The 26,622-nt window shown below is 71.6% G+C and carries 21 protein-coding genes and 1 tRNA gene; 15 read left to right on the forward strand and 7 right to left on the reverse strand.

Going from position 1 to position 26,622, the window contains the following annotated elements:
• Window positions 1–107 precede the first annotated feature (107 nt).
• Complete coding sequence (gene rpsD / locus Aut01nite_RS37890; RefSeq protein ID WP_043523787.1) at window positions 108–716, reverse strand: 30S ribosomal protein S4; 609 nt, start codon at window positions 714–716, stop codon at window positions 108–110.
• 70 nt (window positions 717–786) lie between these two features.
• Here rpsD and Aut01nite_RS37895 point away from each other — a divergent pair, with 70 nt between their 5' ends.
• Window positions 787–1,524, forward strand: a complete 738-nt coding sequence (locus Aut01nite_RS37895; RefSeq protein ID WP_043523905.1) for a DUF2470 domain-containing protein — start codon at window positions 787–789, stop codon at window positions 1,522–1,524.
• A 113-nt stretch (window positions 1,525–1,637) separates the two neighbouring features.
• Here Aut01nite_RS37895 and Aut01nite_RS37900 read toward each other — a convergent pair whose 3' ends face one another.
• Window positions 1,638–3,299 carry a hypothetical protein gene (locus Aut01nite_RS37900; RefSeq protein WP_043523786.1) on the reverse strand — a complete coding sequence of 554 codons (1,662 nt, stop codon included), beginning with the start codon at window positions 3,297–3,299 and terminating at the stop codon, window positions 1,638–1,640.
• Between the two features lie 189 nt (window positions 3,300–3,488).
• On the opposite strand from Aut01nite_RS37900, the gene hisI reads away from it, so the two are divergent.
• The 3 genes from hisI to Aut01nite_RS37915 are packed head-to-tail and all read left to right on the forward strand — an operon-like array spanning window position 3,489 to window position 5,886.
• Window positions 3,489–3,851, forward strand: coding sequence for a phosphoribosyl-AMP cyclohydrolase (hisI, locus tag Aut01nite_RS37905; RefSeq protein WP_043523785.1), 363 nt, complete (start codon window positions 3,489–3,491; stop codon window positions 3,849–3,851).
• Window positions 3,848–5,359, forward strand: coding sequence for an anthranilate synthase component I (locus Aut01nite_RS37910; protein ID WP_043523784.1), 1,512 nt, complete (start codon window positions 3,848–3,850; stop codon window positions 5,357–5,359). Before hisI ends, Aut01nite_RS37910 begins: the two co-directional genes overlap by 4 nt.
• Complete coding sequence (locus Aut01nite_RS37915; protein ID WP_043523783.1) at window positions 5,356–5,886, forward strand: Trp biosynthesis-associated membrane protein; 531 nt, start codon at window positions 5,356–5,358, stop codon at window positions 5,884–5,886. Before Aut01nite_RS37910 ends, Aut01nite_RS37915 begins: the two co-directional genes overlap by 4 nt.
• On the opposite strand, the gene Aut01nite_RS37920 is transcribed toward Aut01nite_RS37915, so the two are convergent.
• The gene (locus tag Aut01nite_RS37920) at window positions 5,883–6,167 is read right to left on the reverse strand and encodes a hypothetical protein (protein WP_043523782.1); all 285 of its coding nucleotides are present in this window, start codon (window positions 6,165–6,167) and stop codon (window positions 5,883–5,885) included. The two genes, Aut01nite_RS37915 and Aut01nite_RS37920, sit on opposite strands and share 4 nt — an antisense overlap.
• A gap of 357 nt (window positions 6,168–6,524) precedes the next feature.
• On the opposite strand from Aut01nite_RS37920, the gene trpC reads away from it, so the two are divergent.
• The 5 genes from trpC (at window position 6,525) to Aut01nite_RS37945 (ending at window position 11,801) form a co-directional block, all read left to right on the forward strand.
• The gene (trpC, locus tag Aut01nite_RS37925) at window positions 6,525–7,391 is read left to right on the forward strand and encodes an indole-3-glycerol phosphate synthase TrpC (RefSeq protein ID WP_043523781.1); all 867 of its coding nucleotides are present in this window, start codon (window positions 6,525–6,527) and stop codon (window positions 7,389–7,391) included.
• On the forward strand, window positions 7,388–8,629 hold the full coding sequence (gene trpB, locus Aut01nite_RS37930; RefSeq protein ID WP_043523780.1) for a tryptophan synthase subunit beta: 1,242 nt from the start codon (window positions 7,388–7,390) through the stop codon (window positions 8,627–8,629). The genes trpC and trpB overlap by 4 nt, the downstream gene beginning before the upstream one ends.
• Window positions 8,626–9,426, forward strand: a complete 801-nt coding sequence (trpA, locus tag Aut01nite_RS37935; RefSeq protein WP_043523779.1) for a tryptophan synthase subunit alpha — start codon at window positions 8,626–8,628, stop codon at window positions 9,424–9,426. Before trpB ends, trpA begins: the two co-directional genes overlap by 4 nt.
• A gap of 79 nt (window positions 9,427–9,505) precedes the next feature.
• Window positions 9,506–10,606 carry a prolipoprotein diacylglyceryl transferase gene (lgt, locus tag Aut01nite_RS37940; protein WP_083998662.1) on the forward strand — a complete coding sequence of 367 codons (1,101 nt, stop codon included), beginning with the start codon at window positions 9,506–9,508 and terminating at the stop codon, window positions 10,604–10,606.
• A 16-nt stretch (window positions 10,607–10,622) separates the two neighbouring features.
• Window positions 10,623–11,801 (forward strand): FAD-dependent oxidoreductase, encoded by a 1,179-nt coding sequence (locus Aut01nite_RS37945; RefSeq protein WP_043523778.1) that lies wholly within the window; start codon window positions 10,623–10,625, stop codon window positions 11,799–11,801.
• A 428-nt stretch (window positions 11,802–12,229) separates the two neighbouring features.
• On the opposite strand, the gene Aut01nite_RS37950 is transcribed toward Aut01nite_RS37945, so the two are convergent.
• Window positions 12,230–13,048: a GNAT family N-acetyltransferase gene (locus Aut01nite_RS37950; protein WP_236642608.1), complete on the reverse strand. Its 819-nt coding sequence runs from the start codon at window positions 13,046–13,048 to the stop codon at window positions 12,230–12,232.
• Between the two features lie 226 nt (window positions 13,049–13,274).
• Here Aut01nite_RS37950 and gltB point away from each other — a divergent pair, with 226 nt between their 5' ends.
• The 4 genes from gltB to Aut01nite_RS37970 all read left to right on the forward strand — a co-directional run bounded on the left by gltB (window position 13,275) and on the right by Aut01nite_RS37970 (window position 22,134).
• Window positions 13,275–17,846, forward strand: coding sequence for a glutamate synthase large subunit (gene gltB, locus Aut01nite_RS37955; RefSeq protein WP_052163442.1), 4,572 nt, complete (start codon window positions 13,275–13,277; stop codon window positions 17,844–17,846).
• Window positions 17,839–19,308 carry a glutamate synthase subunit beta gene (locus Aut01nite_RS37960; protein ID WP_043523775.1) on the forward strand — a complete coding sequence of 490 codons (1,470 nt, stop codon included), beginning with the start codon at window positions 17,839–17,841 and terminating at the stop codon, window positions 19,306–19,308. Before gltB ends, Aut01nite_RS37960 begins: the two co-directional genes overlap by 8 nt.
• A gap of 517 nt (window positions 19,309–19,825) precedes the next feature.
• Window positions 19,826–21,262, forward strand: coding sequence for a pyruvate kinase (pyk, locus tag Aut01nite_RS37965; RefSeq protein ID WP_043523774.1), 1,437 nt, complete (start codon window positions 19,826–19,828; stop codon window positions 21,260–21,262).
• A gap of 2 nt (window positions 21,263–21,264) precedes the next feature.
• Entirely contained in the window at window positions 21,265–22,134 is an 870-nt protein-coding gene (locus Aut01nite_RS37970; RefSeq protein ID WP_152628581.1) for an acyl-CoA thioesterase, read from the forward strand.
• Between the two features lie 511 nt (window positions 22,135–22,645).
• Here the strand turns inward: Aut01nite_RS37970 and Aut01nite_RS37975 are convergent.
• The 3 genes from Aut01nite_RS37975 to Aut01nite_RS37985 all read right to left on the reverse strand — a co-directional run bounded on the left by Aut01nite_RS37975 (window position 22,646) and on the right by Aut01nite_RS37985 (window position 24,579).
• On the reverse strand, window positions 22,646–23,521 hold the full coding sequence (locus Aut01nite_RS37975) for a hypothetical protein (protein WP_236642607.1): 876 nt from the start codon (window positions 23,519–23,521) through the stop codon (window positions 22,646–22,648).
• A 177-nt stretch (window positions 23,522–23,698) separates the two neighbouring features.
• The gene (locus tag Aut01nite_RS37980; protein WP_236642614.1) at window positions 23,699–24,202 is read right to left on the reverse strand and encodes a hypothetical protein; all 504 of its coding nucleotides are present in this window, start codon (window positions 24,200–24,202) and stop codon (window positions 23,699–23,701) included.
• A 290-nt stretch (window positions 24,203–24,492) separates the two neighbouring features.
• Window positions 24,493–24,579, reverse strand: a tRNA-Leu gene (locus Aut01nite_RS37985).
• Window positions 24,580–24,704: 125 nt separating this feature from the next.
• Here Aut01nite_RS37985 and Aut01nite_RS37990 point away from each other — a divergent pair.
• Together Aut01nite_RS37990 and Aut01nite_RS37995 are read left to right on the forward strand one after the other, a co-directional pair.
• Window positions 24,705–25,319 (forward strand): ANTAR domain-containing response regulator, encoded by a 615-nt coding sequence (locus Aut01nite_RS37990; protein WP_043523771.1) that lies wholly within the window; start codon window positions 24,705–24,707, stop codon window positions 25,317–25,319.
• Window positions 25,320–25,717: 398 nt separating this feature from the next.
• Entirely contained in the window at window positions 25,718–26,476 is a 759-nt protein-coding gene (locus Aut01nite_RS37995; RefSeq protein ID WP_152628580.1) for a hypothetical protein, read from the forward strand.
• Window positions 26,477–26,622: the final 146 nt, after the last annotated feature.

The following is a 26,622-nucleotide window of genomic DNA, read 5'->3' on the forward strand; positions in this document are numbered from 1 at the left end:
GGCCTTCCGCGGAAGGCCGGTGAGATGAGCGCGTCGCTCGCAGCGGCCGCGGTGTCGCGACCGCTGCGAGAGGCCCGCCATTTCAGCGATTCAAGAGCCTGAAGGGCTTATCGGGCGTAGTACTCGACGACGAGCTGCTCGTCGCAGAGCACCGGGACCTCGGTGCGCTGCGGGGCCCGGATCACCGTGGTGCGCAGCTCCTCCAGAACGGTGGAGAGGTACGGCGCGGTCGGGCCGTCGATGTGCGCGCCGGTCGCCGCGATCTGGAACGGCGGCTTCTGCCGGCTGCTCTCCCGGACCTCGATGACCTGACCCGGCTTGAGCTTGTAACCGGGGCGGTCCACCTTCTTGCCGTCCACGGTGAAGTGACCGTGCACGACCAGCTGGCGGGCCTGGTAGATGGTCCGGGTGAAGCCGGCGCGGAAGACGGTCGCGTCCAGCCGGCGCTCGAGCAGCGTGACCATGGTCTCGCCGGTCTTGCCCTCGGCCTTGTGGGCGGCGTCGTACGCGGCCCGCATCTGGACCTCGCTGATGTTGTACTGGTGGCGCAGCCGCTGCTTCTCCAGCAGACGGACCTGGTAGTCGGAAGCCTTGCGACGGCCACGGCCGTGCACGCCCGGCGGGAACGGCCGCCGCTCGAAGTACTTGACGCACTTACGCGTCAGAGGGATGCCGAGGGCGCGCGACAGCTTCGCCTTGGGTCGAGAGTTGTTCAACTGCGATCTCCTGTTACGGTAAGCCTTGCCTAACTTAGGTAAGCCTAACCGGTGCCCGGAGGTGCTCGTCATGCAACCCAGTCCCGCCGAGATCGCGCGCACGCTCGCCGCCGGTCACCTGCCCGCCGTCGCCCACATCGCCTGCCGTCCCGGACCGATTCCGGTCAGGCACGTCACCGATGCACAGGGACGCGTGCTTCTGCTAGTGCCCAGCGAGGGTACCCTCGCCGCCGCACTTCGCCCACAGGACGGTAACGACGACACCGCGCTGGTATTGGACATCAAGGATGTCCCGCCCATGGCGACCTCCCCGTCGCTGGGCCGGGTCTGGATCTCCGGATGGGCGGTGAGACTCGACGGCGACGACGCCCGGGCCGCGGCCCTCGACTACGCCGACACCGACGCCTGCGGTGACCTGCTGGACATCGGCGAAAGCCAGTCGCTGTACCGGATGGAGGTCGCCGAGGTCCGTTACGAGCGTCACGAGAAGCTCGTCGAGATCGACCCGGACGACTACGCCGAGGCCACCCCCGACCCGCTGCGCGCCGTCGAGTTCGATCTGATCGCCGACCTGGCCGACCACCACACGGCCGAGATGAGCGATTACGTGCGCCGCCAACTGGGCGGGAACGCCCGCCCCGACGACGACCCCAAGGTCGTCCGGATGGACCGGTACGGCTTCCTCGTGCGGATGGGCGGCCGCAGCGCGCGCCTGGCCTTCCCGCGCCCGGTCACCGACCGGCACGATCTGGCGCACCTGCTGCACCCCATCCTGTGCCGGCGCTGCTGCGACAGCAGCGCCGCCTAGAACGAGACGGGATCCCCGGCCGTCCTTCTGCCGCCGTCAGGCCGCGGGATCCCGTCTTCGAGCCCTGCCACCCGGTGCCGCGGGTGGCAGGGCTCACATCGTGACGGGTCCTCTCACAGCGAGAGGATGCGGTCGAGGAACTCCCGGTAGCCGCGCATCGCCATCCGCATGCTCTCGGTGTCCGGGGTGCCGTTGCCGCGCAGCGGGTCCAGCTCGTCCCGCTCGGCCAGCAGCACCTCGGTGAGCTCGTTCACCGCGTCGGTGAGCAGGTCGTGCGCCCGGGTCAGAGCCCGCTCCGGGTCGTCGACGAACTCCGCCTTCACCTCGTGCCACGCCGCCCGGAAGTGCCGTGCCGCGTCCTCGTCCCAGATCGTGCGGCCGGTCACCAGCTCCTCGGCGGCCTGGTCGCTCGCCGGGACCGGCTCGTCCATAGAGGAGCGGCGGCCGATCCGGCGGACCGGCTCGGCGTCCTCCAGGCTCGCCGACCGGCGGGTCTGCTCCGGGCGCACCACCGGCACGGCGACGGTCAGCGACTCGGCCGCCGGCGGGAAGGCCCGGAAGTCCGGCGGGGTGGCCACCGGGGCGGGCGGAGCCGGCGGGGCGGGCGGGGTGACCGACGCCACGCCGAAGGCCTCCGGGGCGCGGCCCAGGCTGTATCCGGACGTCGCGAACCCGTAGCCGCCCTCGGCCGAACCCGGCAGCCCCGGGTATCCGACCGGCTCGGGCGTCTGGTCGATGGTCAGGTCCGGCGGGGTCCGGGTGGCCGGGATCTGCACCGCTGCCTGACCGGTGGCGGCCTGGGCGGGCGACACCGGCGCCGGAGTGGCCGGGTCGTCCGGCTGCTCGGGCTGCTCATGCTGCTCGGGCTGCTCGGGCAGGCCGGACACCGGCCGCAGGGCGCCCGCCGGGTGGTCGGGGGTGAAGTCGGCGGCCGAGTACGGGTTCGGCGGGTACGCCGGCGACACCGGAACCCCCGAGGTCGGCGTGGCCGGCGGGGTCGTGCCGGGCACCGTGGCCCAGCCCGCGGCCGGGCGTGCCGAGTCGGCCGGGTTCTGTCCCGGCGCCTCCTCGGCCGGCTCGCCGGCCCCGTCCGGGCCGGCCTCGCCGGTCTGGGCGTAACCGGGTGCCCCTGCCCGTCCGTTCATGTCGTCACGTCCGTTCTCGTCGCTGGGTTCCGCCGGCTCGGCGGCGTCGTCCTCGTCCTGGCCGGCGTCCCGCGGCGTCTGGTCCACGGGCTCGTCCGCCGCGGTGGTCTCCTCGTCGGCCGGCCCGTCACCGACTTGAGAATCGCCGGCTCCGCTCTCGTCCGCCGGCTCGGCGCCGGCGCCGCCGAAGAAGGATCTTCCGGCGCCTCCGCCGAGGCCGAAGCCCCCGAAGGAGTCGCCAGGCGGTTCCTCGGACTGTACGGCCTGGCCGGGGTCCGCCCGGTCCTCCGGCGGCCCCGAGTGATCAGGATCGCCGTGCCGGCCGGCAGCCGGCGGGTGGTTCGTGGCCGGCTGGTGCGGGACCCGCCCGGCCGCCCGGTTCAGGCCGAACGGGTCGGCCTCGCCGTTCGGATGGCGGGTGGCCGAGGCGATCGGCGCCAGCGGCGGGATCGGCCGGCTGCGGAAGCCGCCCAGCAGGGAGCCGGCCAGCAGATCGGCGGGCGTCTCCGGTGGTTCGGGACGGCCGGGCGGCAACGGCTCGGGTGGGCTCTCCGGCTCCGGCCGGACCTGCCAGAATCGGGCCAGGCCAGGGGAGGGCCGGGTGTTGTCGGGGCTGGACGTCGGCTCCATCTCGGTTCACCACTCCCGTCGCGAGGCCGCGCCGCCGCCGGGGGCGGCGGGAGCCGGGCAGTCTGGCACGTACCGCGCTTCCCGGCGACGGTACCGCTGTACCCCGCCGAGCACACCCCCGGTTACCGGATCGTGGGCCCACCCCCGGTCGTCACCGCCGCCGCACGCGATGGGGGACAATCCTGAATCGTGTCCGTACCCGAAGCAGAGACCACCCTGGACCCGGCGATCGCCGCCCGGCTCAAGCGCACCCCCGACGGCCTCGTCGCGGCGGTCGTGCAGGAGCACGGCACCGGCGACGTCCTGATGCTCGCCTGGATGGACGACGAGGCGCTGCATCGCACCCTGAGCACCGGCAAGGCCACCTACTGGTCCCGCAGCCGCGGGGAGTACTGGGTGAAGGGTGCGACCTCGGGCCACCACCAGCGGGTGGTGAAGGTGTCGCTGGACTGCGACGGCGACGCGCTGCTGGTCACCGTGGTGCAGACCGGCGCGGCCTGCCACACCGGCACGCACACCTGTTTCACCGACGACCTGTTGGAGGGCCAGTGACCAGCGGAGTGGTGAGCCCGGACGAGACCGTCTTCCTGCAGCGGGCCCGCGGCACCCGGGTGGTCCCGGTGACCCGCAAGGTGCTCGCCGACGGGGAGACCCCGGTCGGGGTCTACACCAAACTGGCCGGTGGGCCGGGCACCTTCCTGCTCGAGTCGGCGGAGCAGGGCCTGGCCTGGTCGCGGTACTCGTTCGTCGGGGTGCGCAGCGCGGCGACGCTCGTCGAGCGGGACGGCCGGGCCCGGTGGCTGGGCGTGCCGCCGTCCGGGGTGCCGCTCGACGGCGACCCGGTGGTGGCGCTGCGCGCGACGGTGGCCGCGCTGACCGGCGGCGAGCCCGACGGCAGCCTGCCGCCGCTGACCGGCGGGATGGTCGGCTACCTCAGCTACGACCTGGTCCGCCGGTTCGAGAAGCTGCCGTCCACCGCGGCCGACGACCTGCGCCTGCCCGAGCTCGGCATGATGCTCGCCACCGACCTGGTGGTCCTGGACCACCACGAGGGCTCGGCGCTGCTGGTGGCGAACGCGGTGCTGGACGACGACGCCGACGACGCGGCCCGCCTCGCCGCCTACCACCAGGCGGTCGGCCGGCTCGACGCGATGACCACCGCGCTGTCGCGGCCCACCCCGCCGATGGTGTCGCTGGTGGACCGTCGGCCGGCCGGTGAGCCGGTCAGCCGGACCCTGCCCGGCGACTACCAGAAGTCGGTCGAGGAGGCCAAGGAGGCGATCCGGGCCGGCGAGTGCTTCCAGATCGTGGTGGCGCAGCGGTTCGAGCGGCCCACCGACGCGAACGCGCTGGACGTCTACCGGGTGTTGCGGGCCACCAATCCGAGCCCGTACATGTACCTGCTGCGTTTCGACGACTTCGACATCGTCGGCTCGTCGCCGGAGGCGCACCTGAAGGTCAGCGCCAACCGGACCGCGCTGCTGCACCCGATCGCCGGGACCCGCTGGCGCGGCGCCACCCCGGAGCAGGACGCGGCGCTCGCCGCCGAGCTGCTCGCCGACCCGAAGGAGCGGTCCGAGCACGTGATGCTCGTCGACCTGGGCCGCAACGATCTGGGCCGGGTGTGCGAGCCGGGTTCGGTGGAGGTGCCGGAGTTCGCCCGGATCGAGCGGTACAGCCACGTCATGCACATCGTGTCGACGGTGGTCGGCCGGCTGCGGCGGGACCGGTCGGCGTTCGACGCGCTGGCCGCGACGTTCCCGGCCGGGACGCTGTCCGGCGCGCCGAAGGTCCGCGCCATGGAGATCATCGAGAGCCTGGAGCCGACCCGCCGCGGCCTCTACGGCGGCACGGTCGGCTACTTCGGCTTCGCCGGCGACATGGACATGGCGATCGCGATCCGGACCGCGCTGCTCAAGGACGGTGTCGCCTACGTCGGGGCGGGCGCCGGCATCGTGGCCGACTCGGATCCGGCGGCCGAGGAGACCGAGACCCGCAACAAGGCCGCCGCGGTGCTCGCCGCGATCGCCTCCGCGGAGACCCTGCGCGCCGCCCGATGACACGCCACCGGCTCGCCGCGGTGCTCGCCTGTCTGGCCGGCGCGGCCCTCACCCTGTACGCGGCGACCCGCGTCTGGGCGGTGCAGGTGGAGCAGCGGCCCGGCCTGTCCGACCTGCGCACCGAGCAGACCGGCTCGGACGTGCAGCCGTGGCTGACCGGTCTGGCGCTGGTGGCGCTGGCCGGCGCGGGCGCGCTGTTCGCCACCCGTGGCGTGGTGCGGCGGGTGCTGGGGGTGCTGCTGGCGCTCTCCGGCGCCGGGATCGCGGTGGGCGCGGTGCTGGCCCGGGCCGGCGCCGACCCGGGCGCGGTCGGCGCGGCAGGCACGCTCTGGCCGGTGGCGTGCGTGATCGGCGGCGCGGTGGTGGCGGTGGGCGGCGTGGTCACGGCGCGGCACGGCCACCGGTGGGCGGCGATGTCGTCACGGTACGAACGCCGCCCGGCCGGGCCGGTGGAGAAGGAGGAGACGCCCGGCGGCCGGGCGCTCTGGGACGCCCTGGACCGCGGGGAGGATCCGACCGCCGGTTAGCGGGTGCCGGCCAGCGACGTGCCGCGCTTGGCGGCGCGCAGCCGGTGGCTCGGGGCGGGCCGGTCGGCGAGCATGGCGGCCACCGCGCGGGCGGTCTCCGCGCGGGCCGCCGCACGGGCGCGGTCGGCCTGGATGGCGTCCCACGCGTTCTCCCGGGCGGTGCGCACGTTGGCGGGGCCGACGACGGCGCGCTGCACGCCCGTGGCGACCTCGGCCGCCACGGAGACGAGGACCCGCGAGACGAGGGCGAAATTCATCGGCTGGTGCGAATCAGTGGCCATGGGTCGACTCCGCATCATCGTCCGGCTGGCTGACGGTGCGGCGGCTTCTGTCCCATGGAGCGCGTGGGAGCGAAACCGGCACCGGGACAAGTCTGCCCGACTCCCATGATGGGGGAGTCCTATTTCCGCATGGTGACGCCGCCGTCAACGAAGGGATGGCATCGGCCGAAAGGGGGAAGGAGACCTGCACAGGGGTTCCCCGCGGATCGCCGAATGTGAAGGATGAGACATCGGTGACAGGCAGCCTGGCATTATGCCGCAGTCCATTCGGTGAGGCGCGCCATACCCCCAGGAGGTCGTCACACCCTGTCACCTCCTAGCATCAGGCCGAAGACACCCGGAGAGGGGAGTCATTAGGTGACATCCGATCAGGCGGCAGCGGGCAGTGGCGGTCCCGCTCGCGGAGCGGCAAAGCAGAACGTCCTCGAGGAGATCCTCGCCGGCGTCCGAGAGGACGTCGCGGCGCGGCAGGCACAGGTGCCCCTGGAGAGAGTCCGGGAACTCGCCGCGGCGGCCCCGCCGGCGATCGACGCGTACGCGGCCCTGCGCAAGCCCGGGGTGGCGGTCATCGCCGAGGTGAAGCGGGCCTCCCCGTCGAAGGGCGCGCTCGCCGACATCCCGGACCCGGCCGAGCTGGCCGGGGAGTACGCGGCCGGTGGCGCCCGCTGCATCAGCGTGCTCACCGAGGGCCGCTGGTTCGGCGGCTCCCTGGACGACCTGGCCGCGGTGCGGGCCGCGGTGAAGATCCCGGTGCTGCGCAAGGACTTCGTGGTCTCCAGCTACCAGATCCATGAGGCCCGCGCGCACGGCGCCGACCTGGTGCTGCTGATCGTGGCGGCGCTGGAGCAGAACGTTCTGGTCGGTCTCCTGGAGCGCATCGAGTCGCTGGGCATGACGGCCCTCGTCGAGGTGCACAACGAGGAGGAGGCGGACCGGGCACTGGAGGCGAACGCGAAGGTCATCGGTGTGAACGCCCGTGACCTGCGCACCCTCGAGGTGGACCGGTCGGTCTTCGAGCGGATCGCGCCCGGCCTGCCGCAGAACGTGGTGAAGATCGCCGAGTCCGGTGTCCGCGGCCCGCACGACCTGATCCGGTACGCGTCGGCCGGTGCCGACGCCGTGCTGGTCGGTGAGGGCCTGGTGACCCAGAAGTCGCCGCGCGACGCGGTGGCGGAGCTGGTCAACGCGGGCAACCACCCGGCCACGCCGAGGCCGGTCCGGTGAGCGTCGAGTCGCTGCCCGACCTGGCCGGGCACTTCGGCCGGTACGGCGGCCGGTTCGTCCCGGAGGCCCTGATCAAGGCTCTGGACGAACTGGACGCCGCGTACCGCTCGGCCAAGGCGGACCCGGAGTTCCAGGCGCGGTTCCAGGATCTGCTGCTCAACTACGCGGGCGTGCCGTCGCTGCTGTACCGGGCGACCCGGCTGTCCGAGGCGCTGGGCGCGGACGTCTGGCTCAAGCGGGAGGACCTGAACCACACCGGCGCCCACAAGGTGCGCAACGTGCTGGGCCAGGCGCTGCTCGCCAAGCGGATGGGCAAGCCCCGGGTGATCGCCGAGACCGGCGCGGGCCAGCACGGCGTGGCCAGCGCGACCGCGGCCGCCCTGCTGGACCTGGAGTGCGTGGTCTACATGGGCGAGACCGACACCCAGCGGCAGGCGCTGAACGTGGCCCGGATGCGGATGCTCGGCGCCACCGTGATCCCGGTGACGAACGGTTCCCGGACCCTCAAGGACGCCCTCAACGAGGCGCTGCGGGACTGGGTGTCCACCGTCGACACCACCCACTACCTGCTGGGCACCGCGGCCGGGCCGCACCCGTTCCCGGAGCTGGTCCGTGACTTCGTCGGCGGCATCGGTGTCGAGGCGCGGGCGCAGAGCCTGGAGCAGATCGGCCGGCTGCCGGACGCGGTGGCCGCGTGCGTGGGCGGCGGGTCGAACGCGATCGGCATCTTCCACGCGTTCGTGCCGGACGCCGGCGTGCGGCTGTACGGCTTCGAGGCCGGCGGCGACGGCGTGGCGACCGGCCGGCACGCGGCGTCGATCACCGGCGGCTCGGTGGGTGTGCTGCACGGCAACCGCACCTATCTGCTGCAGGACGACGACGGGCAGACCATCGAGTCGCATTCGATCTCGGCCGGCCTGGACTACCCGGGTGTCGGCCCGGAGCACGCCTGGCTGCACGACGCGGGCCGGGCGGTCTACGAGCCGGTCACCGACGCCGAGGCGATGGCCGCGTTCCAGCTGCTGTGCCGTACCGAGGGGATCATCCCGGCGATCGAGAGCGCGCACGCGCTGGCCGGCGCCGCGAAGATCGCGCCCCGGCTGCGCGAGGAGCTGGGCCGCACGCCGACGATCGTGGTGAACCTGTCCGGCCGCGGTGACAAGGACGTGCACACCGCCGGCGCGTACTTCGGGATCCTGGACCAGGCGGAGACGCTCGTGCCGGGGGAGAACACGTGAGCATCTCGGAGACCTTCGCCAAGGCGAAGTCGGAGGACCGCGCGGTGCTGATCGGCTGCATGCCGGCCGGTTTCCCGACGGTCGACCACAGCATCGAGCAGATGATCGCGATGCACGAGGCCGGCTGTGACGTGATCGAGGTCGAGCTGCCGTACTCGGACCCGGTGATGGACGGCCCGGTGATCCAGAAGGCGAGCGACATCGCGCTCGCCAACGGGGTCCGCACCCGGGACACCCTCAAGATCATCGAGGCGGTCGCGTCGGCCGGGGCCACGGTCGTGCTGATGACCTACTGGAACCCGATCGAGAAGTACGGCGTCGACGCGTTCGCCCGGGACCTGGCCGCGGCCGGCGCCACCGGGCTGATCACGCCGGACCTGATCCCGGACGAGGCGGCCGAGTGGATCGCCGCCTCCGACAGGCACCGGATCGATCGCACGTTCCTGGTCGCGCCGTCGTCGACCGACGAGCGGATCCGGATGACCCTGGAGAACTGCCGGGGCTTCGTCTACGCGACCGCGCTGATGGGCGTCACCGGCGCCCGGACCAGCGTCTCCTCGCAGGCCCCGGACCTGGTGGCGCGGATCCGCGCGGTCGACCCGGAGCTGCCGATCGGTGTCGGCCTCGGGGTCGGCAACGGCCGCCAGGCCGCCGAGGTGGCCGCGTTCGCCGACGGTGTGATCGTCGGCAGCGCGCTGATCCGCAGTGTGCTGGAGGCCCCGGACCGGGCGACCGCCCTGACGGACCTGCGCGCGCTCAGCGCCGAACTGGCCGACGGCGTGCGCACCGGCCGCTGAGACGTACCTGAGGGCATCGGCGAAATAGCCGGTGCCCTGGGCGTCACAGATTCGCTTCCCGCCGGTACCGTGTGCACCCGTGAACATCGCCGCCATCCCCAGTCCCACCGAGTCGGTGTGGCATGTGCTCGGGTTCCCGATCCGCGCGTACGCGCTGTGCATCATCGCCGGCATGGTCGCCGCGACGCTGTTGACGGAGCAGCGCCTGCGCCACCGCGGCGTGGCCCCGTGGGTCTCGCTGGACCTGGTGGTCTGGGCGGTGCCGTTCGGCATCATCGGCGCCCGGATCTATCACCTGATCACCTCCCCGCAGGAGTACTTCGGCTCCGGCGGCGACCCGATCCGGGCCTTCTACATCTGGGAGGGCGGCCTCGGCATCTGGGGCGCGGTGGCCGGCGGCGCGCTCGGCGCGTGGATCGCGGCCCGGCAGATCGGTCTTCCGCTGAGCATCTTCGCCGACGCCCTGGCCCCCGCGCTGCCGGTGGCGCAGGCGATCGGCCGGCTCGGCAACTGGTTCAACAACGAGCTGTACGGCAGCGCCACCACCCTGCCGTGGGGCCTGGAAGTGCACGACATGGACTCGTCGAACCAGGGTCACGCCAAGATGATCGACGGCGAGCCGGTGACGCTGCCCGGTCTCTATCACCCGGCGTTCCTCTACGAGCTGCTGTGGAACCTCGGTGTCGCCGCGATGGTGTGGCTGCTGGACCGCAAGTTCAAGTTCGGCCGCGGCCGCGCGTTCGCGCTGTACGTGATGGGTTACACCGCCGGCCGGCTGTGGATCGAGATGCTCCGTGAGGACACCGCGACCGAGTTCTTCGGCGTCCGGATCAACGTCTACGTGTCGATCCTGGTCTTCCTCGGCGCGGCGATCTACTTCGCGGTCGTCCGCGGCCCCCGCGACTACGTGGTGCCGGCCGACGCCCCGGACACCGCCGAGGCCGGCCGGGAGCAGGCGGAGAGCGACGTCTCGCAGGTCGACGTGTCCGCCGAGCCGGCCACCGGCGGCGCGAACCGGCAGCCGGTCGCCTACCAGGTGGTCAGCGAGGAACGCTTCCTGGAGTATCAGCGCACCGGGGTGCTGCCCGCGGAGACCGCCACCGAGCCGGTGTCCGCGACGGTGGGCAAGCCCGCCGAGCCCGATGCGGCCGCCGAGCCCGGCAAGACCGACGAGAACTGACGCCGGGGCCCGGGTGATGCGGACAGCCGTGGTGGTGGGCGCCGGGATGGCCGGCCTGGCCGCGGCGGGCGCGCTGTCGCGGTCCGGCTGGCGGGTGACGGTCCTGGAACGGGCGGAGCGGATCGCCGCCCCGCCGACCGCGGTGGTGCTGTGGCCCAACGGGCTGCGGGCGCTGCACGCGCTCCACCCGGACGGCGGCTGGCCGGCGATCGCGTCGCCGCTGCCGGACGGCGGGGTCCGCCGCCCGGACGGGCAGTGGCTGGTCGCGCCGCGCGCCCGGCCCGGAGCGGCGCCGGCGCCGGCCGCCGCCCACCTGGAGGATGTGTACGACGCTCTGGTCGCGGGTCTCGGTGACGCCGAGATCCGCACCGGTTTCGAGGCGACCACGGTCCGTACCGGTCCGGGGCAGCGCCCGGCGGTCGGTGACGGCCGCACGATGATCGAGACGGATCTGCTGGTCGGCGCGGACGGCATCGACAGCCGGGTCCGTGCCGCGGTGGCGCCCGAGTCGGTGGCCGTCGGTTCCGGTTTCGCCGCCTGGCAGGCCGTGATCCCGGCGTTCCGGCTGCCGCGCACCGACGAGAGCCGGTGTGTGGGCGGGGAGACGCTGGGCGCCGGTTACCGGTTCGTGGCGATCCCGCTGGGGGAGCGGGCCGCCGGCCGGGGTGGTGTCTACTGGGTGGCCACCGCCGCCGGCGCGGCCCGGCCGGAGTCGCCCGCCACCCAGCTGGCACTGCTGCGGCGCTGGTTCGCCGGCTGGCACGAGCCGGTCGGTGTGCTCCTGGACGCGACCCGCCCGGAGGATCTGGTTCCGCAGGGTGTCCGCGAGCTGCGGCCGCTGCCGCGTTCCTACGGTTTTCCGTGCGGCTCCGGCGGGATCGTGCTGATCGGCGACGCCGCCCACGCCATGCCGCACCACCTGGGGCAGGGCGCCTGCCTGGCGTTCGAGGACGCGGCGACGCTGTCGGCGCTGGCCGCCGCCGCGCAGCCGGGCGCCGATCTGCGGGCGGCCGTCGAGGCCTACAGCCGTCTGCGCCGTCCGCGCACCACCACGGTGGTGCGGCAGAACCGCCGGATGTCCGCGGTGGTCCAGGCCCGCGGCCGGCTCGCGCTGCGGGCCCGCGACGCCGCGCTCAATCACATGCGCCCGCGAATGCTGGCTCATCCGGGCGCCGATTGGAACCCACCGGAATAGGCGCGCGCTTTCCGAGGTGTTCCGCCGGGTGCGGCGATGCGTTTCCTCTCTTTCCCGCCTTTCTTGTACGCCGTGAATCGTCGCCACCCATTTCCGCCGTTCCGTGACTCCCGCGCGCGGTCGGCGGGTCACCGGGCCGCAACGCGGCCACCGGGCTGTGGCGGTTGGTTCCGGCCGGCTGTCAGGGTCGTCTCAGCGGCGCTGGGACGACCTGACGAGCAGCCGGGGTTCGGGCGTGGAACATCTCACAGCGCTGTTCACCCGTACGACACACTCGTCCGCCGGGGCCGGACCGGGTGCTCGGCGGCGTCCGGGCACCCGGCCGGTAAGGAGCCACTGTCGTGACGGTACTTACCACGTACCAGTATCTGGGATTTGTGACCAATCACGGACGCCGCGCCCGGCCGCCGGGTCCGCCGTGCCGCCCGCTACAGCAGCGCGGCCGCCGGTTCGGCGATGCAGGCCGTGCCCACCCGGCGGAAGCCGACCCGGGTGTACAGCCGTGCCACGTCGTCGTCCCCCGCGGACAGGAACACCAGGTCGACGTCGTCGGCCACCAGGCGCCCGCTGAGGGTGGCGGTGAGCTGCGAGGCGTACCCGCGCCGCCGTGCCGACGGCAGCGTGGCCACCCCGACCACCTCGGCCACGTCCCCGTCCCGCTGGCTGGTCGCGGTCGCCACGATCCCCTCGGCCGGCGACTCGGCCACCGCCGTCAGGAACGCGCCGCTGGCGAACAGTTCCCGCGCCTGCCGCACCGCCTCCGCGTCGAGTGGCTCGGCGGCGTCCCGCTCCGTGGGCCCGGCACCCTGGATGAACAGCGCCTTCTCGGCCATCTCCAGCGGCGCCTGGTAGGCGGGCGCGGCGAACCCGAGCCGGCTGACGGTGCGCGAGGCGTGCAGGTCCGCGGCGAACGTGGGGCCGGCCGGATCCAGGTAGCGCAGGGTGGCGTCACGCAGCGGCAGATCCGGCACGAGCGCGGCCGGGTCGAGCACCAGCAACGGGGCCAGCAACACGTCGAGACCCGCCGATCGGGCCACCGCCAACAGGTCCGGACTGGTCTCGTGTACCCACTCGAACGTTTCGGGAAGGCCCAGGTCACGCTGCCGGGCCCGGACTTCGGTGATCTCGGCTGCCGAAGGGGTGGGCGAACCCGGCCTGGGACGGGCATAGTAGGGCCAGCCCTCTCCCTCGCGGATGAAGAGAACGAGCGAGCCGATCTCCTCGATCCGCGCCCAGGGTCGGGGCATAGCGTCGTAGAACCGTTCGAGTCGGTCAAAGAGGCCGGAATCCGCTGGCGCCATCGCGCGAGACTACCGGTCGGCGTACCGGCTGTGCTATTCAGTTCGTCCGCGGATCGGTGCGCACCGGTCCGAGGTGTGATCAATCCGCATCTGGCGGAGATCAGAGCCTCTTAACGTAGACTCAAGAGACTTTGCAGGGCCGACGTCGTCCCGACCTCAGAATGAAACACCAGTGACGACAGGAGGCCCGGTGGCATATCCGCACCCCCAGGGGCTTTATGACCCTCAGTCGGAGCGAGACGCCTGTGGTGTCGCATTTGTTGCCGACATTCACGGCCGTCGCTCCCACGATGTGGTGGCCAAGGGTCTTTCCGCGCTTATTCGCCTCGATCACCGGGGCGCGCGTGGCGCCGAGCAGAACACCGGTGACGGCGCCGGCATCATGATCCAGGTTCCGGACGCCTACTACCGCGCGATCGCCGGCTTCGAGCTGCCGCCCGCCGGGTCGTACGCGACCGGCCTCGTGTTCCTGCCAACGGACCCCGACGATGCGGCCCGTGCCATCAAGGTCTTCGAGAAGTACGTGCTCGTCGAGGGCGGCGAGGTGCTCGGCTGGCGCGACGTGCCGGTCGACCCGTCCGACCTGGGCGCCACCGCCGAGGACGCCCGCCCCGCGATCCGCCAGGTGTTCCTGGCCGCGGACCGGCTCGTCGACTCGCCCGCCGGCCCCGCCGGTGAGCCGCTGAGCGGCATCGAGCTGGACCGGGTCGCGTTCTGCATCCGCAAGCAGGCCGAGCGGGAGACCTCGCAGCGCGGCGTCGCGGCGTACCTTCCGTCGCTGTCCTCGCGCACCATCACCTACAAGGGCATGCTCACCCCCGAGCAGCTGCCGGACTTCTTCCCGGACCTGGTCGACGCCCGGGTGCAGAGCGCGATCGCGCTGGTGCACTCCCGGTTCTCGACGAACACGTTCCCGTCGTGGCCGCTGGCGCACCCGTACCGGCTGATCGCTCACAACGGCGAGATCAACACGATCCGCGGCAACAAGAACTGGATGGCCGCCCGCGAGGCGCTGCTGTCGTCGCCGAACCTGCCCGGCAACATCAAGCGCCTCTTCCCGATCAACTCGCCGGAGGCGTCCGACTCCGCCAGCTTCGACGAGGTCCTCGAGCTGCTGCACCTGGCCGGCCGCAGCCTGCCGCACGCGGTGCTGATGATGATCCCCGAGGCGTGGGAGAACGACTCGGAGATGGACCCGGCCCGCAAGGCCTTCTACCGGTTCCACGCCAGCCTGATGGAGCCGTGGGACGGCCCGGCCGCCGTCGCGTTCACCGACGGCGCGATCATCGGCGCCGTGCTGGACCGCAACGGCCTGCGCCCCGGCCGCTGGTGGCACACCCGCGACGGCCTGGTCGCGCTCGGCTCCGAGGCCGGCATCATCGAGGTCGACCCGGCCGATGTGATCGCCAAGGGCCGCCTGCAGCCGGGCAACATGTTCCTGGTCGACACCACCGCCGGGCGCATCGTGCACGACGCCGAGATCAAGGCCGAGCTGACCGCCGCCGAGCCGTACGCGGAGTGGCTGCACGCCGGGCTCATCGAGCTGGGCGACCTGCCCGCCCGCGAGCACGTCATCTACACCCACGACTCGGTCATCCGCCGCCAGCAGGTCTTCGGCTACTCCGAGGAAGAGCTGAAGATCATGGTGGCGCCGATGGCGCGCACCGGCGCCGAGCCGCTCGGCTCGATGGGCACCGACACCCCGATCTCACCGCTGTCGACCCGGCCGCGTCTGCTGTTCGACTACTTCCACCAGCTGTTCGCGCAGGTCACCAACCCGCCGCTGGACGCCATCCGGGAAGAGATGGTCACCAGCCTGTCGATGACGATCGGCCCCGAGGGCAACCTGCTCAAGCCGGGCCCGGCGTCCTGCCGGCAGATCGTCCTGCCGTACCCGGTGATCGACAACGACGAGCTCGCCAAGATCCTGTCGATCGACGAGGACGGCGACCTGCCCGGCTTCAAGGCCGTCCGGGTCTCCGGGCTGTACCCGCTGCGCGACGGCGCGGCAGGCATCAAGGCCCGGCTCACCCAGATCTGCCGGCACGTGTCCGAGGCGATCGAGGACGGCGTGCGCATCCTCGTGCTCTCCGACCGCGACTCCAACGCCGACCTGGCGCCGATCCCGTCGCTGCTGCTCACCGCGGCCGTGCACCAGCACCTGGTCCGCGAGCAGACCCGCACCCAGGTGGCGCTGGTCGTGGAGTCCGGCGACTGCCGCGAGGTGCACCACGCGGCCACCCTGATCGGCTTCGGCGCGGCGGCGGTCAACCCGTACCTGGCCTTCGAGACCGCCGAGGACCTGATCGCCACCGGCGCCCTGGTCGGCGTCGAGCCCCGCACGGCCGTGCGCAACTACATCAAGGCGCTCTCCAAGGGCGTCCTGAAGATCATGTCGAAGATGGGCATCTCGACCGTCTCGTCGTACTGCGGCGCCCAGGTGTTCGAGGCCGTCGGCCTGGACAACAAGCTGCTGCAGCGCTACTTCGCCGGCACCAGCGGCCGGATCGGCGGCGTCGGCCTGGCGGAGATCCACGCCGAGATCAAGGCGCGGCACGAGAAGGCGTACCCGGCGAACCGGGCCGAGCGGGCGCACCGCCGCCTCGAGGTCGGCGGCGAGTACCAGTGGCGCCGCGAGGGCGAACTGCACCTGTTCAACCCGGAGACCGTCTTCCTGCTGCAGCACGCCACCCGCAGCAAGCAGTACGACGTCTTCAAGCGCTACACCACCAAGGTCGACGAGCTGGCCGCCCAGGCCGGGCACCTGCGCGGCCTGTTCCGGTTCAACCCGGACCGCCCGCCGGTCCCGATCGACGAGGTCGAGCCGGCAAGCGAGATCGTCAAGCGGTTCTCCACCGGCGCGATGAGCTACGGTTCCATCTCCGCCGAGTCGCACGAGACCCTCGCGATCGCCATGAACCGGCTCGGCGCCAAGTCGAACACCGGCGAGGGCGGCGAGGACGTCGAGCGCCTCTACGACCCGGAGCGCCGCTCCGCGATCAAGCAGATCGCCTCCGGCCGCTTCGGTGTGACCAGCGAGTACCTGGTCAACGCCGACGACCTGCAGATCAAGATGGCACAGGGCGCCAAGCCCGGCGAGGGCGGCCAGCTGCCCGGCAACAAGGTGTGGCCGTGGATCGGCAAGACCCGGCACGCCACCCCCGGCGTCGGCCTCATCTCCCCGCCGCCGCACCACGACATCTACTCCATCGAGGACCTGGCCCAGCTGGTCCACGACCTCAAGATGGTCAACCCGATGTCGCGGGTGCACGTCAAGCTGGTCAGCGAGATCGGCGTCGGCACCGTCGCCGCCGGTGTCGCCAAGCTCAAGGCCGACGTCATCCTGATCTCCGGCCACGACGGCGGCACCGGCGCGTCCCCGCTGAACTCCCTCAAGCACGCCGGCACCCCGTGGGAGCTCGGCCTGGCCGAGGCCCAGCAGACGCTGCTGCTCAACAAGCTCCGCGACCGGGTCACCGTGCAGGTCGACGGCCAGCTCAAGACCGGCCGCGACGTGGTCGTCGCCGCACTCCTCGGCGCCGAGGAGTTCGGCTTCGCCACCGCGCCGCTGATCGTCTCCGGCTGCATCATGATGCGGGTCTGCCACCTGGACACCTGCCCGGTCGGCATCGCCACCCAGAACCCGGTGCTGCGCGAGCGGTTCACCGGCAAGCCCGAGTTCGTCGAGAACTTCTTCATGTTCCTCGCCGAAGAGGTCCGCGAACTGCTGGCCGAGCTCGGCTTCCGCAGCATCGACGAGGCCATCGGCCGCGCCGAGGTGCTCGACGTGGTCGAGGCCATCGACCACTGGAAGGGCAAGGGCCTCGACCTGGCCCCCGTCCTCTACGTGCCCGAGCTGCCCGAGGGCGCCGCCCGCCGCGGCGTCGTCGCTCAGGACCACGGCCTCGACAAGGCCCTGGACAACCAGCTGATCGAGCTCGCCCAGCCGGCGCTGACCGGCGGCCAGCCGGTCCGCGCCGAGCTCGCGACCCGCAACGACCAGCGCAGCGTCGGCGCCATGCTCGGCGGCGAGGTCAGCCGCCGGTACGGCGGCAACGGCCTGCCCGACGACACCATCTCCTTCACCCTGCGCGGCACCGGCGGCAACTCGTTCGGCGCCTTCCTGCCGCGCGGCGTCACCCTGCGGCTCATCGGCGACACCAACGACTACGTCGCCAAGGGCCTCTCCGGTGGCCGCGTGATCGTGCGCCCCGCCGAGGACGCGCCGTTCACGGCGGAGGACAACACCATCGCCGGCAACACCATCCTGTACGGCGCCACCAGCGGCGAGGTGTTCCTGCGCGGCCGGGTCGGCCAGCGGTTCGCGGTCCGCAACTCCGGCGCCACCACCGTCGTCGAGGGCGTCGGCGACCACGGCTGCGAGTACATGACCGGCGGTGTCGTGGTCGTGCTCGGGCCCACCGGCCGCAACTTCGCCGCCGGCATGAGCGGCGGCAAGGCGTTCGTGCTCGACCTCGACCAGAACCTGGTCAACCCCGAGCTGGTCGACCTCGCGCCGCTGTCCGATGAGGAGCGCGATGTGCTGCGCGGCCTGGTCGAGAAGCACCACGCCGAGACCGACTCGGCCGTCGCCGGGCGCCTGCTCAAGGACTGGCCGGCCGCCGTCGAGCAGTTCACCGCGGTGGTGCCGCGCGACTACAAGCGCGTGATGGAACTGATCAAGACCGCCGAAGCCGCCGGTCGTAACGTTGACGAGGCGGTCATGGGGGTTACCAGTGCCTGACCCTAACGGTTTCCTCCGCTACGAGCGGCAGCTGCCGAAGCGGCGCCCGGTGCCGGTGCGGATCCTGGACTTCAAGGAGGTCTACCCGCCCGCGGGCGAGGAGCTCATCCGCGACCAGGCCACCCGCTGCATGGACTGCGGCATCCCGTTCTGCCACGACGGCTGCCCGCTGGGCAACCGCATCCCGGACTGGAACGACCTGGTCCGTACCGGCGGTTGGGCGGCCGCGGCGGACTCGCTGCACGCCACCAACAACTTCCCCGAGTTCACCGGCCGGCTCTGCCCGGCGCCGTGTGAGGCGGCCTGCGTGCTCGGCATCGGCGACGACCCGGTGACGATCAAGCAGGTCGAGGTGGAGATCGCCAACTACGCGTTCGGCGCCGGGCTCGTCCCGCAGCCGGCGCCGGTGGCGTCCGGCAAGTCGGTCGCGGTCGTCGGCTCCGGCCCGGCCGGACTCGCCGCCGCCCAGCAGCTGGCCCGGGCCGGGCACGCCGTCACCGTCTACGAACGTGACGACCGCATCGGCGGCCTGCTGCGCTACGGCATCCCCGACTTCAAGATCGAGAAGCACGTCATCGACGCGCGGCTCGCTCAGATGCGCGCCGAGGGCGTCGAGTTCCAGACCGGCGTCGACGTCGGCACCGACATTACCGCCGACGACCTGCGCGACCGCTACGACGCGGTGCTGCTCGCCGCCGGCGCGCTGGCCGGCCGCGACACCCACGAGACCCCCGGCCGGGGCCTCAAGGGCGTGCACCTGGCCATGGAGCACCTCGTCCCGGCCAACCGGATCGTCGCCGGCCTCGCGGACACCACCCCGATCGACGCCCGCGGCAAGCACGTCGTCATCATCGGCGGCGGCGACACCGGCGCCGACTGCCTCGGCGTCGCCCACCGCCAGGGCGCCGCGTCGATCACCCAGCTCGACCAGTACCCGCTTCCCCCCGACGTGCGCGGCGGCGTCAAGGACCCGTGGCCGACCTGGCCGCTGATCCTGCGCAACTACGCCGCCCACGAGGAAGGCGGCGAGCGCGTCTTCGGCGTCGCCGTCCAGGAGTTCGTCGGCGACGACCAGGGCAACCTGGTCGCGGTCCGTATCGCCGACGTGTCCGTCCAGCGCGTCGACGGTGTCCGCACCGTCGTCGTCGCCCCCGGAACCGAACGCGAACTGCCCGCCGACCTGGTCCTGCTCGCCATCGGCTTCGAAGGCACCGAGGACCAGCCGCTGCTGGCCCAGTTCGGGCTCACCCGCAACCGGCGCAACGTCCTCGACGCCGACGCCGGCTGGCAGACCGCGGCCGAGGGCGTCTTCGTCGCCGGCGACATGCACAAGGGCGCCTCACTGATCGTCTGGGCGATCGCCGAGGGCCGGGCCGCCGCCGCGGCCATCCACAACTACCTGGGCGCGGCCGGCGATCTGCCCGCCCCGGTCCGGTCGGACTCGCAGCCCCTGTCCGTCTGATCCACGCCACGCCCGCGGCCCGTCACCCCACCCGGGGAGGCGGGCCGCGGCGTTTCCCGGACCGCGCCGGAAACGGCCCGCCAAAACGGGCGTTAATGGCACGGGGGAGGATCCGCCGCAATGGCGTCTATCGATGATCGGCGCGGCGAGAAGAATTACCGGAGAACCGGGCCGGCGCCGGAGGAAAACGGGTTCGCGGGCCGGCCCGCGAGGCAGACGAGACCGGCACGGCCACCGCCTCCGTCCCGCCGGCGCGGCTCCCGACCCCGGCGAACGGCACCGCCATCGCGCGTTTCCGCTGGCAGGAGCGCTCGTGGCCCGTACCGCCGAAGGGGTTGGGGCATGTGCCGACGGACGCCGCAAGGCGACCGCTAGGCTGAACCGGCGGTCGCTGAAGCCCGCGGACGACGCAGCGCACCCCGCCACACCTCGCGGGTTGACCTCGCCGTCGACACCCGCAGTTCATGCCGAGGACGGGGGTCGGCCGCCGGGCCGCCCCAGGAGAAGGACTAGCCTGATGGCCGTGACACGCCGCGCAAAGATCGTCTGCACGATGGGCCCCGCAACCAAGTCACCCGAGCGGATGCTCGGACTTGTCGAAGCGGGCATGAACGTGGCCCGGATGAACTTCAGCCACGACACCCGGGAGAACCACCGGGAGATGTACGAGCTGGTCCGCGCCGCCGCCGAGCAGGCCGACCGCCCGGTCGCCATCCTCGCCGACCTCCAGGGTCCCAAGATCCGGCTCGGCAAGTTCGCCGACGGCCCGCACCGCTGGGAGACCGGCGACCGTGTCGTCATCACCAGCGACGAGATCCTCGGCACCAAAGAGCGCGTCAGCTGCACCTACAAGAAGCTCCCGCACGAGGTCAAGGTCGGCGACCGGCTCCTCATCGACGACGGCAAGGTCGCCATCGAGGTGACCGCCGTCGAAGGCGAAGACATCCACTGCCTGGTCACCGAAGGCGGCCCGGTCAGCAACAACAAGGGCGTCAGCCTCCCGAACGTCGCCGTCAGCGTCCCCGCCCTCAGCGACAAGGACGAAGAGGACCTCCGTTTCGCCCTCGGCCTCGGCGTCGACCTGGTCGCGCTCTCCTTCGTCCGCGCGCCCGAGGACATCAACCTCGTCCACAAGATCATGGACGAGGAGGGCCGCCGCGTCCCCGTCATCGCCAAGGTCGAGAAGCCCGAGGCCGTCGAACACCTCGAAGCCATCGTCCTCGCCTTCGACGGCGTCATGGTCGCCCGCGGCGACCTCGGCGTCGAGCTCCCCCTCGACCAGGTCCCCCTGGTCCAGAAGCGCGCCGTCCAGCTCTGCCGCGAGAACGCCAAGCCGGTCATCGTCGCCACCCAGATGCTCGACTCCATGATCGAGAACTCGCGGCCGACCCGCGCCGAGGCCTCCGACGTCGCCAACGCCGTCCTCGACGGCACCGACGCCGTCATGCTCTCCGGCGAGACCAGCGTCGGCAAGTACCCGGTCCTCACCGTCAGCACCATGGCGAAGATCGTCACCACCACCGAGGCCGGCGGCATGGGCGTCCCGCGCCTGCAGCACGACCCGCGCACCCACGGCGGCGCCCTCACCGTCGCCGCCTCGCAGATCGCCCGCAACATCGGCGCCAAGGCCCTCGTCGCCTTCAGCCAGACCGGCGACACCGTCAAGCGCCTCAGCCGCCTGCACTGCGACCTGCCGCTCTACGCCTTCACCCCGGTCGCTGAGGTCCGCAACACCCTCGCCCTCAGCTGGGGCGTCGAAACCTTCCTCACCGACTTCGTCGAGCACACCGACGACATGTTCCGGCAGGTCGACGCCAAGATGCTCAGCATGGGCCTGGCCAAGCCCGGCGACTACGTCGTCGTCGTCGCCGGCTCCCCGCCGAACGCGCCCGGCTCCACCAACACCCTGCGCGTCCACCAGATCGGCTCGCTCGTCGAGACCGCGAAGGTCTGACCTTGTTGCAGGGACAGGCCGCCGTCGACCAGCTTCTGGAACTCCTCGACCTGAAGCAGGTCGACGCGGCCACCTTCCAGGGCGAAAGCCCGCAAACCGGAGCCCAGCGCGTGTTCGGCGGCCAAGTCGCCGGACAGGCGCTGGTCGCCGCCGGCCGCACCGTCGACCCCGCCCGGCACGTCCACAGCCTCCACGGCTACTTCGTCCGCGCCGGCGACCCCACCGTGCCCATCACCTTCCACGTCGAGAACATCCGCGACGGCCGCAGCTTCTCCGTCCGCCGCGCCACCGCACGCCAGCACGGCAAGACCATCTTCTTCATGTCGGCCTCCTTCCAGATCCCCGAAGAAGGCCTCGACCACCACACCACCACACCCGACGACGTCCCCGCCCCCGAAGACGTCCCCACCATGCTCGACTGGGTCGCCAAATACCCCGACCGCATGGCCATGTTCAACTCCTCACCCCGCTCCGTCGACGTGCGCTACGTCGGCGTACCCGGCTGGGTCCCACCCGGCGACCGCGAGATCCAGCCCCAGCAACGCGTCTGGATGCGCTTCGACGGCCGGCTCCCCGACGACCCGCTCATCCACGCCTGCGCCCTCACCTACGCCAGCGACATGAGCCTGCTCGACGCGGTCCTCTCCACCCACGGCGAAGTCTGGGGACCCGGCGGCGTGATCGGCGCCAGCCTCGACCACGCCCTCTGGTTCCACCGGCCGTTCCGCGCCGACGAATGGTTCCTCTACGACAGCACCAGCCCCTCCGCCAGCGGAGCACGCGGCCTCGCCAACGGGCGCATGTTCACCCGCGACGGCAGGCACATCGCCAGCGCCGTCCAAGAGGGCCTCCTGCGCCGCATCGGCGGCTGACCCCCGCGGTTCACCTCCGCGGGACGCTCGCTCCCGGCGTCATCCGCCGTGTCCGCGTGGCGCTCGCGCGCCTGGTCGTGCGTTCCCGCCCGGCGCGCACGCGCGCCATGGCCCGCGCCTTCCGTGTGGGGCTCGCGCGCCTGGTCCGCGTTAGGTGCGTGGGGCTCTCACGCCTGATCTGCGTTTCCGCCTGGCGCTCCGGCCTGGTCCGCGCCTTCCGCGCGACGCTCCCTGTCCGCGCTCTCGTACCGGGAGAGCCTCCGCTTTCGCGCCGGGAGAGTCTCCGCCCTCATATCGGAAGAGCCTCCGCTCTCGCGGGGAAGAGTCTCCGCTCTCGCGGGGAAGAGTCTCCGCTCTCGCGGGGAAGAGTCTCCGCTCTCGCGGGGAAGAACCTCCGCTCTCGTACCGGGATAGTCTCCGCTCTCGCGCCGGAAGACCCCGCCGGAGTGGATCACGACCTGGCGACCGGCCGACACGAAGACCCACCACCGGCGGGGCAGGGGAGACGAGCTCAACGCCCCGCGGCCGGCCGTTCCGCCCCCGCCACCGGCAACGGCCGTTCCACTCCCGCCGGCGAGTCCGGCACCACCACATCCGGCGGAACCTCCACCGCCGTCCCAGGCCGCGGCCCCGTGATCCCCGCCTGCGCCAACATCGCATCCAGATCAGCTGTCGTCCGCACCACATGATCATGAAAGCTGTCCTGCGCATGCCGCCCCACCGCGGCCGGCTCCGTCACCGTCGAACCACCCGGCCGGGCCCGATGCCGCGCCCGCGACCGCGGTGCGCCTTCCCCGTCCGCCAGCCCTGCCGCGTACCCCGCCACCCCGGCGGCCCGCTCCGGCGGCAACTCGAGGACATCCCGCCGCGGCGGCGCCATCTCCCGCAACCGCAACGCCGTCACCAGATCCGCCACCGCCCGCAGAATCCCGAGAGCGCCCAGTACCACCAGCACCAGATCCGCGGCCCGCGCGAACGGACTCGCCGAGAAGAACCCCAGCCCCGTCTCGAGCACACCCACGGTCACCAGCAGGCCCCACACCCGATCCTGCCCCCGGGTCATGAAACCCACCGCGACATCCACCGCGCCGCGAACCAACAGATACCACCCCACCAGCGACGCCGGCGCCGTGAACGACGAACCGCTCCCGGCCTCGGCGAGCAACACCCCGCCCGTCGCCGCGAACAACACCGCCAGCCCCGCGTTCAACCACCACGTCTTCGTCCCGGCCAGCGTCCGCAGACCCTCACACACCGCACCGAACAGCACCACCGGACCCGCGACCGCCGCCGCATCCCTCGGTTCCAGCCGCAACACCGCCCAGCCGATCACCAGCCACGCCGCCGCCGCGAACAGCAGGAAACCCCAGATGCTCGCGCGCTTCACGGTCAGAGGTGCGGAACCGGACGACAACATGAGGCCTCCCGCTGAAGCTGTCCCTGCCATGACAGCATCCAGCGCACTCACCGGCCCGCCGTTCGCCCAGATTGGGCGCGCCCCGGGACCCCTCCGGGCCGCCTCAAACCAAGATCAAGACCGCTTGCTGGTACGGAGTAACGCGGCTCACGATTTTGGTCCGATGAACTCGTCGAGTCGCGCCACCCCCTCGCGTTGGGCCACCGACAGCATGTTGGGCTTGCACATCCGCCATCCGATCCCGAGCTGGTCGAGCGATTTCCGGCACAGCCCCATGATGTCGAGGGACTCGTTCGAGAAGTGATAGCGCGGATACTCATACGTTTTCTTCGGGCGCCTTATCCGGTTGATGACACGGTAGCCATCGGAGTGAAACAGCCCGCGAAGGAATTCCTCGGCGTGGTGATCGACTATCTGCTCCTGCCATGGCACCAAGATGATTGCTCTTGTGTGCTTGGTCCCCGGCCCATGCTGCGGGAAAAGGCAGGGCCAGTGATTCGAGTAGCTCTGGACCGCGATGCAGCCGGTGCGGTTGACGCGTTGCACCTTCTTGGCCAGCACGCGCAGCATCGCCGTCTCGCAGGCATCGACGAGCCGAGGCCAGCCGGCCGTGCAATAGACGCGGAGAACCGGCACCTTCGTCGAGGTCACCAGGTGACCGTCGCCCAGGTAGAGGCCTAATAGATAGGCGTAATCCCGCTGATTCTCAAGATCGGCTGGTGGGTCCGAGCAGCGTGCGCACCGCGACGGATTAGCCTCACGTTCCGCCCGTCTTCGTGGGCGGTCCCCATAGAACCAGTGACCGACCGTGCGCCGTGGCAATCCAAGATCGCGGCAGATCTCACCGAAGGGAACGCCTTCGGCTCTCAGCTTCAAAGCTCTCGCATGGACCTGAGGGGGATGCATACCCCCATCATCGGATGGGGGTATGACAACTTTTCTGGTGCCGGGGACGGGAGTCGAACCCGCATGCCCTTTCGAGCGAATGATTTTGAGTCATTTGTGTATACCGATTCCACCACCCCGGCATGCTCGACCCGGCGAGACAAGGTCACGCCAACCCGAGCAAGTGACAGAGTACCTACTAGGCTTAGGGCGGCGACACCCACATACGGGGTGTCGCGTCATCGACGTTCTGGGGGTAGGGGTTTCCGTGGCCGACACGCAGGCTGGTGCCGAGCGCAAGCGGGTGCTCATCGCCGAGGACGAGGCCCTCATCCGCCTGGACCTCGCCGAGATGCTCGTCGAGGAGGGCTACGACGTCGTCGGGGAGGCCGGTGACGGCGAGACGGCCGTGCGCCTGGCCGAGGATCTGAAGCCCGACCTGGTGATCCTCGACATCAAGATGCCCATCATGGATGGGCTGGCGGCCGCGGAGCGGATCGCGGGTGGCCGGATCGCGCCGGTGGTGATCCTGACGGCGTTCAGCCAGCGTGATCTGGTGGAGCGGGCGCGTGCCGCCGGTGCGATGGCGTACCTGGTGAAGCCGTTCCAGAAGTCTGATCTGGTGCCGGCGATCGAGATCGCGTTGTCGCGGTACTCGGAGATCGCCGTGTTGGAGTCCGAGGTGGCGGGGCTGACGGAGCGTCTGGAGACGCGGAAGTCGGTGGAGCGGGCCAAGGGCGAGCTGATGACGAAGTATTCGATGACCGAGCCGCAGGCGTTCAAGTGGATTCAGCGGACGGCGATGGATCATCGGATGACGATGCGTGAGGTCGCGGACCGGATTCTGGCTGAGCAGCAGGCTGAGGGGGAACCTCCGAAATGAGACGTGCGGGCGCCGCGGTGGTGACAGCGTTGTTGTTGTCGGTCGTCGGGTGCTCGTCGAGTTCTGACGCTGAGCCGTCTCCCCTGTCTCTGGACTGGCGGGAGGCGGCTCTTCCGCTTGCTGCGGGGGTGTCGGGCGCGCCGGTGGTGCGGGATGCGGTGGCGTGTGGCGGTGCCTGGTTCGTGGTGGGCGGGGTGCGTGATGCGGCGAGGGTGACGAGTCCGGCGGTGTGGCGTGCGGGCGCGGACGGGGTGTCGTGGTCGCCGGTGTCGGTGGCGGCGGAGAGTTTCTACGGCAAGCAGAACGTGTTGTTCTCGGCGGCGTGCCGGGACGGCCGGCTGGTGGCGGTCGGTGACAAGCCGGGTGGTGCGCACGGTAACCCGCGGACGAGCTCGTGGTTGCTGGACGGCGGCGGGGTGTTGCGGGAGGTTTCGGCGCGCTTCGAGTTGTTCGGTGGTCCGTCGGCGGTGAACGTGTCGCGGTTGGTGGCGGGTCCGCCGGGGTTCCTGATCACGGGTAACCGGGTGTCGGGTGCGGCGGTGTGGTCGTCGGCGGACGGGTCGGCGTTCGAGGTCGCGGAGGGTGTGCCGGGTCTGGCGTCGGACGCGTCGGGTGTGACGTGGGCCGCGGATGCGGTGGCGGTGGACGGTGGTTGGGTGGTGGCCGGTGGGTTGATGCCGGCGGGCCGTCCGGATCGTGATCCGGTGGGCTGGCGGTCGTCGGGTGACGGGGTGTGGCGGCGGCTGACGGCGGAGGGCGCGTCGGGGGAGTACGAGGAGTTGCAGCGGGTGGCGCTGGCGGGTGGGGTGCCGGTGGCGTTGGGGTTGCGGGGTTCGGCGCTGGGCGTGTGGCGGTTGGAGTCGGATCGGTGGCGGCCGGTGGGGTCATTCGGTTCGGTGTCGCCGTCGGCGTGGTCGGGGGTTCGGGCGGTGGCGGTGTCGGGTTCGCGGTTGGTGGCTGCGGTGGGCGACGGGTCGGCGTTCGGGTTGTGGGTCTCCGACGATGGCGGGTCGGGGTGGCGGCCGCTGGTGTCGCCGCGTGCGGTTCGGGGGGTGTCGGGCAGCGGTCTGTCTGTTTCGGCTGGTCCGGGGCTTTTGGTGGTGTCGTCGGATGACGGGGTTTCGGGTCGTGTTTTCACGGCCGTTTCGGCGACGTGAAGGTTTCCTGCTGGGGGATGGTCCGTGAAGATCATTCTCAGTGGGTCGTTCGAGTGGCTCTCGGTAACGGTTTGGCAAGTGTGGCTCCAAGTTCTTAACTGTCGATGCGGAGCCCAGTACGCTGCGCCAACACGAGCAGTGCGCAG

Origin of the sequence: Actinoplanes utahensis (genome assembly GCF_016862455.1) — a bacterium.
GTDB lineage: Bacteria > Actinomycetota > Actinomycetes > Mycobacteriales > Micromonosporaceae > Actinoplanes > Actinoplanes utahensis.

Coding starts and splice junctions, on each gene's coding strand:
- Aut01nite_RS37895 (WP_043523905.1), top strand. CDS start 787: ATGCAACCCAGTCCCGCCGAGATCGCGCGCACGCTCGCCGCCGGTCAC.
- Aut01nite_RS37900 (WP_043523786.1), bottom strand. CDS start 3,299: ATGGAGCCGACGTCCAGCCCCGACAACACCCGGCCCTCCCCTGGCCTG.
- Aut01nite_RS37915 (WP_043523783.1), top strand. CDS start 5,356: ATGACACGCCACCGGCTCGCCGCGGTGCTCGCCTGTCTGGCCGGCGCG.
- Aut01nite_RS37920 (WP_043523782.1), bottom strand. CDS start 6,167: ATGGCCACTGATTCGCACCAGCCGATGAATTTCGCCCTCGTCTCGCGG.
- Aut01nite_RS37945 (WP_043523778.1), top strand. CDS start 10,623: ATGCGGACAGCCGTGGTGGTGGGCGCCGGGATGGCCGGCCTGGCCGCG.
- Aut01nite_RS37950 (WP_236642608.1), bottom strand. CDS start 13,048: ATGCCCCGACCCTGGGCGCGGATCGAGGAGATCGGCTCGCTCGTTCTC.
- pyk (WP_043523774.1), top strand. CDS start 19,826: ATGGCCGTGACACGCCGCGCAAAGATCGTCTGCACGATGGGCCCCGCA.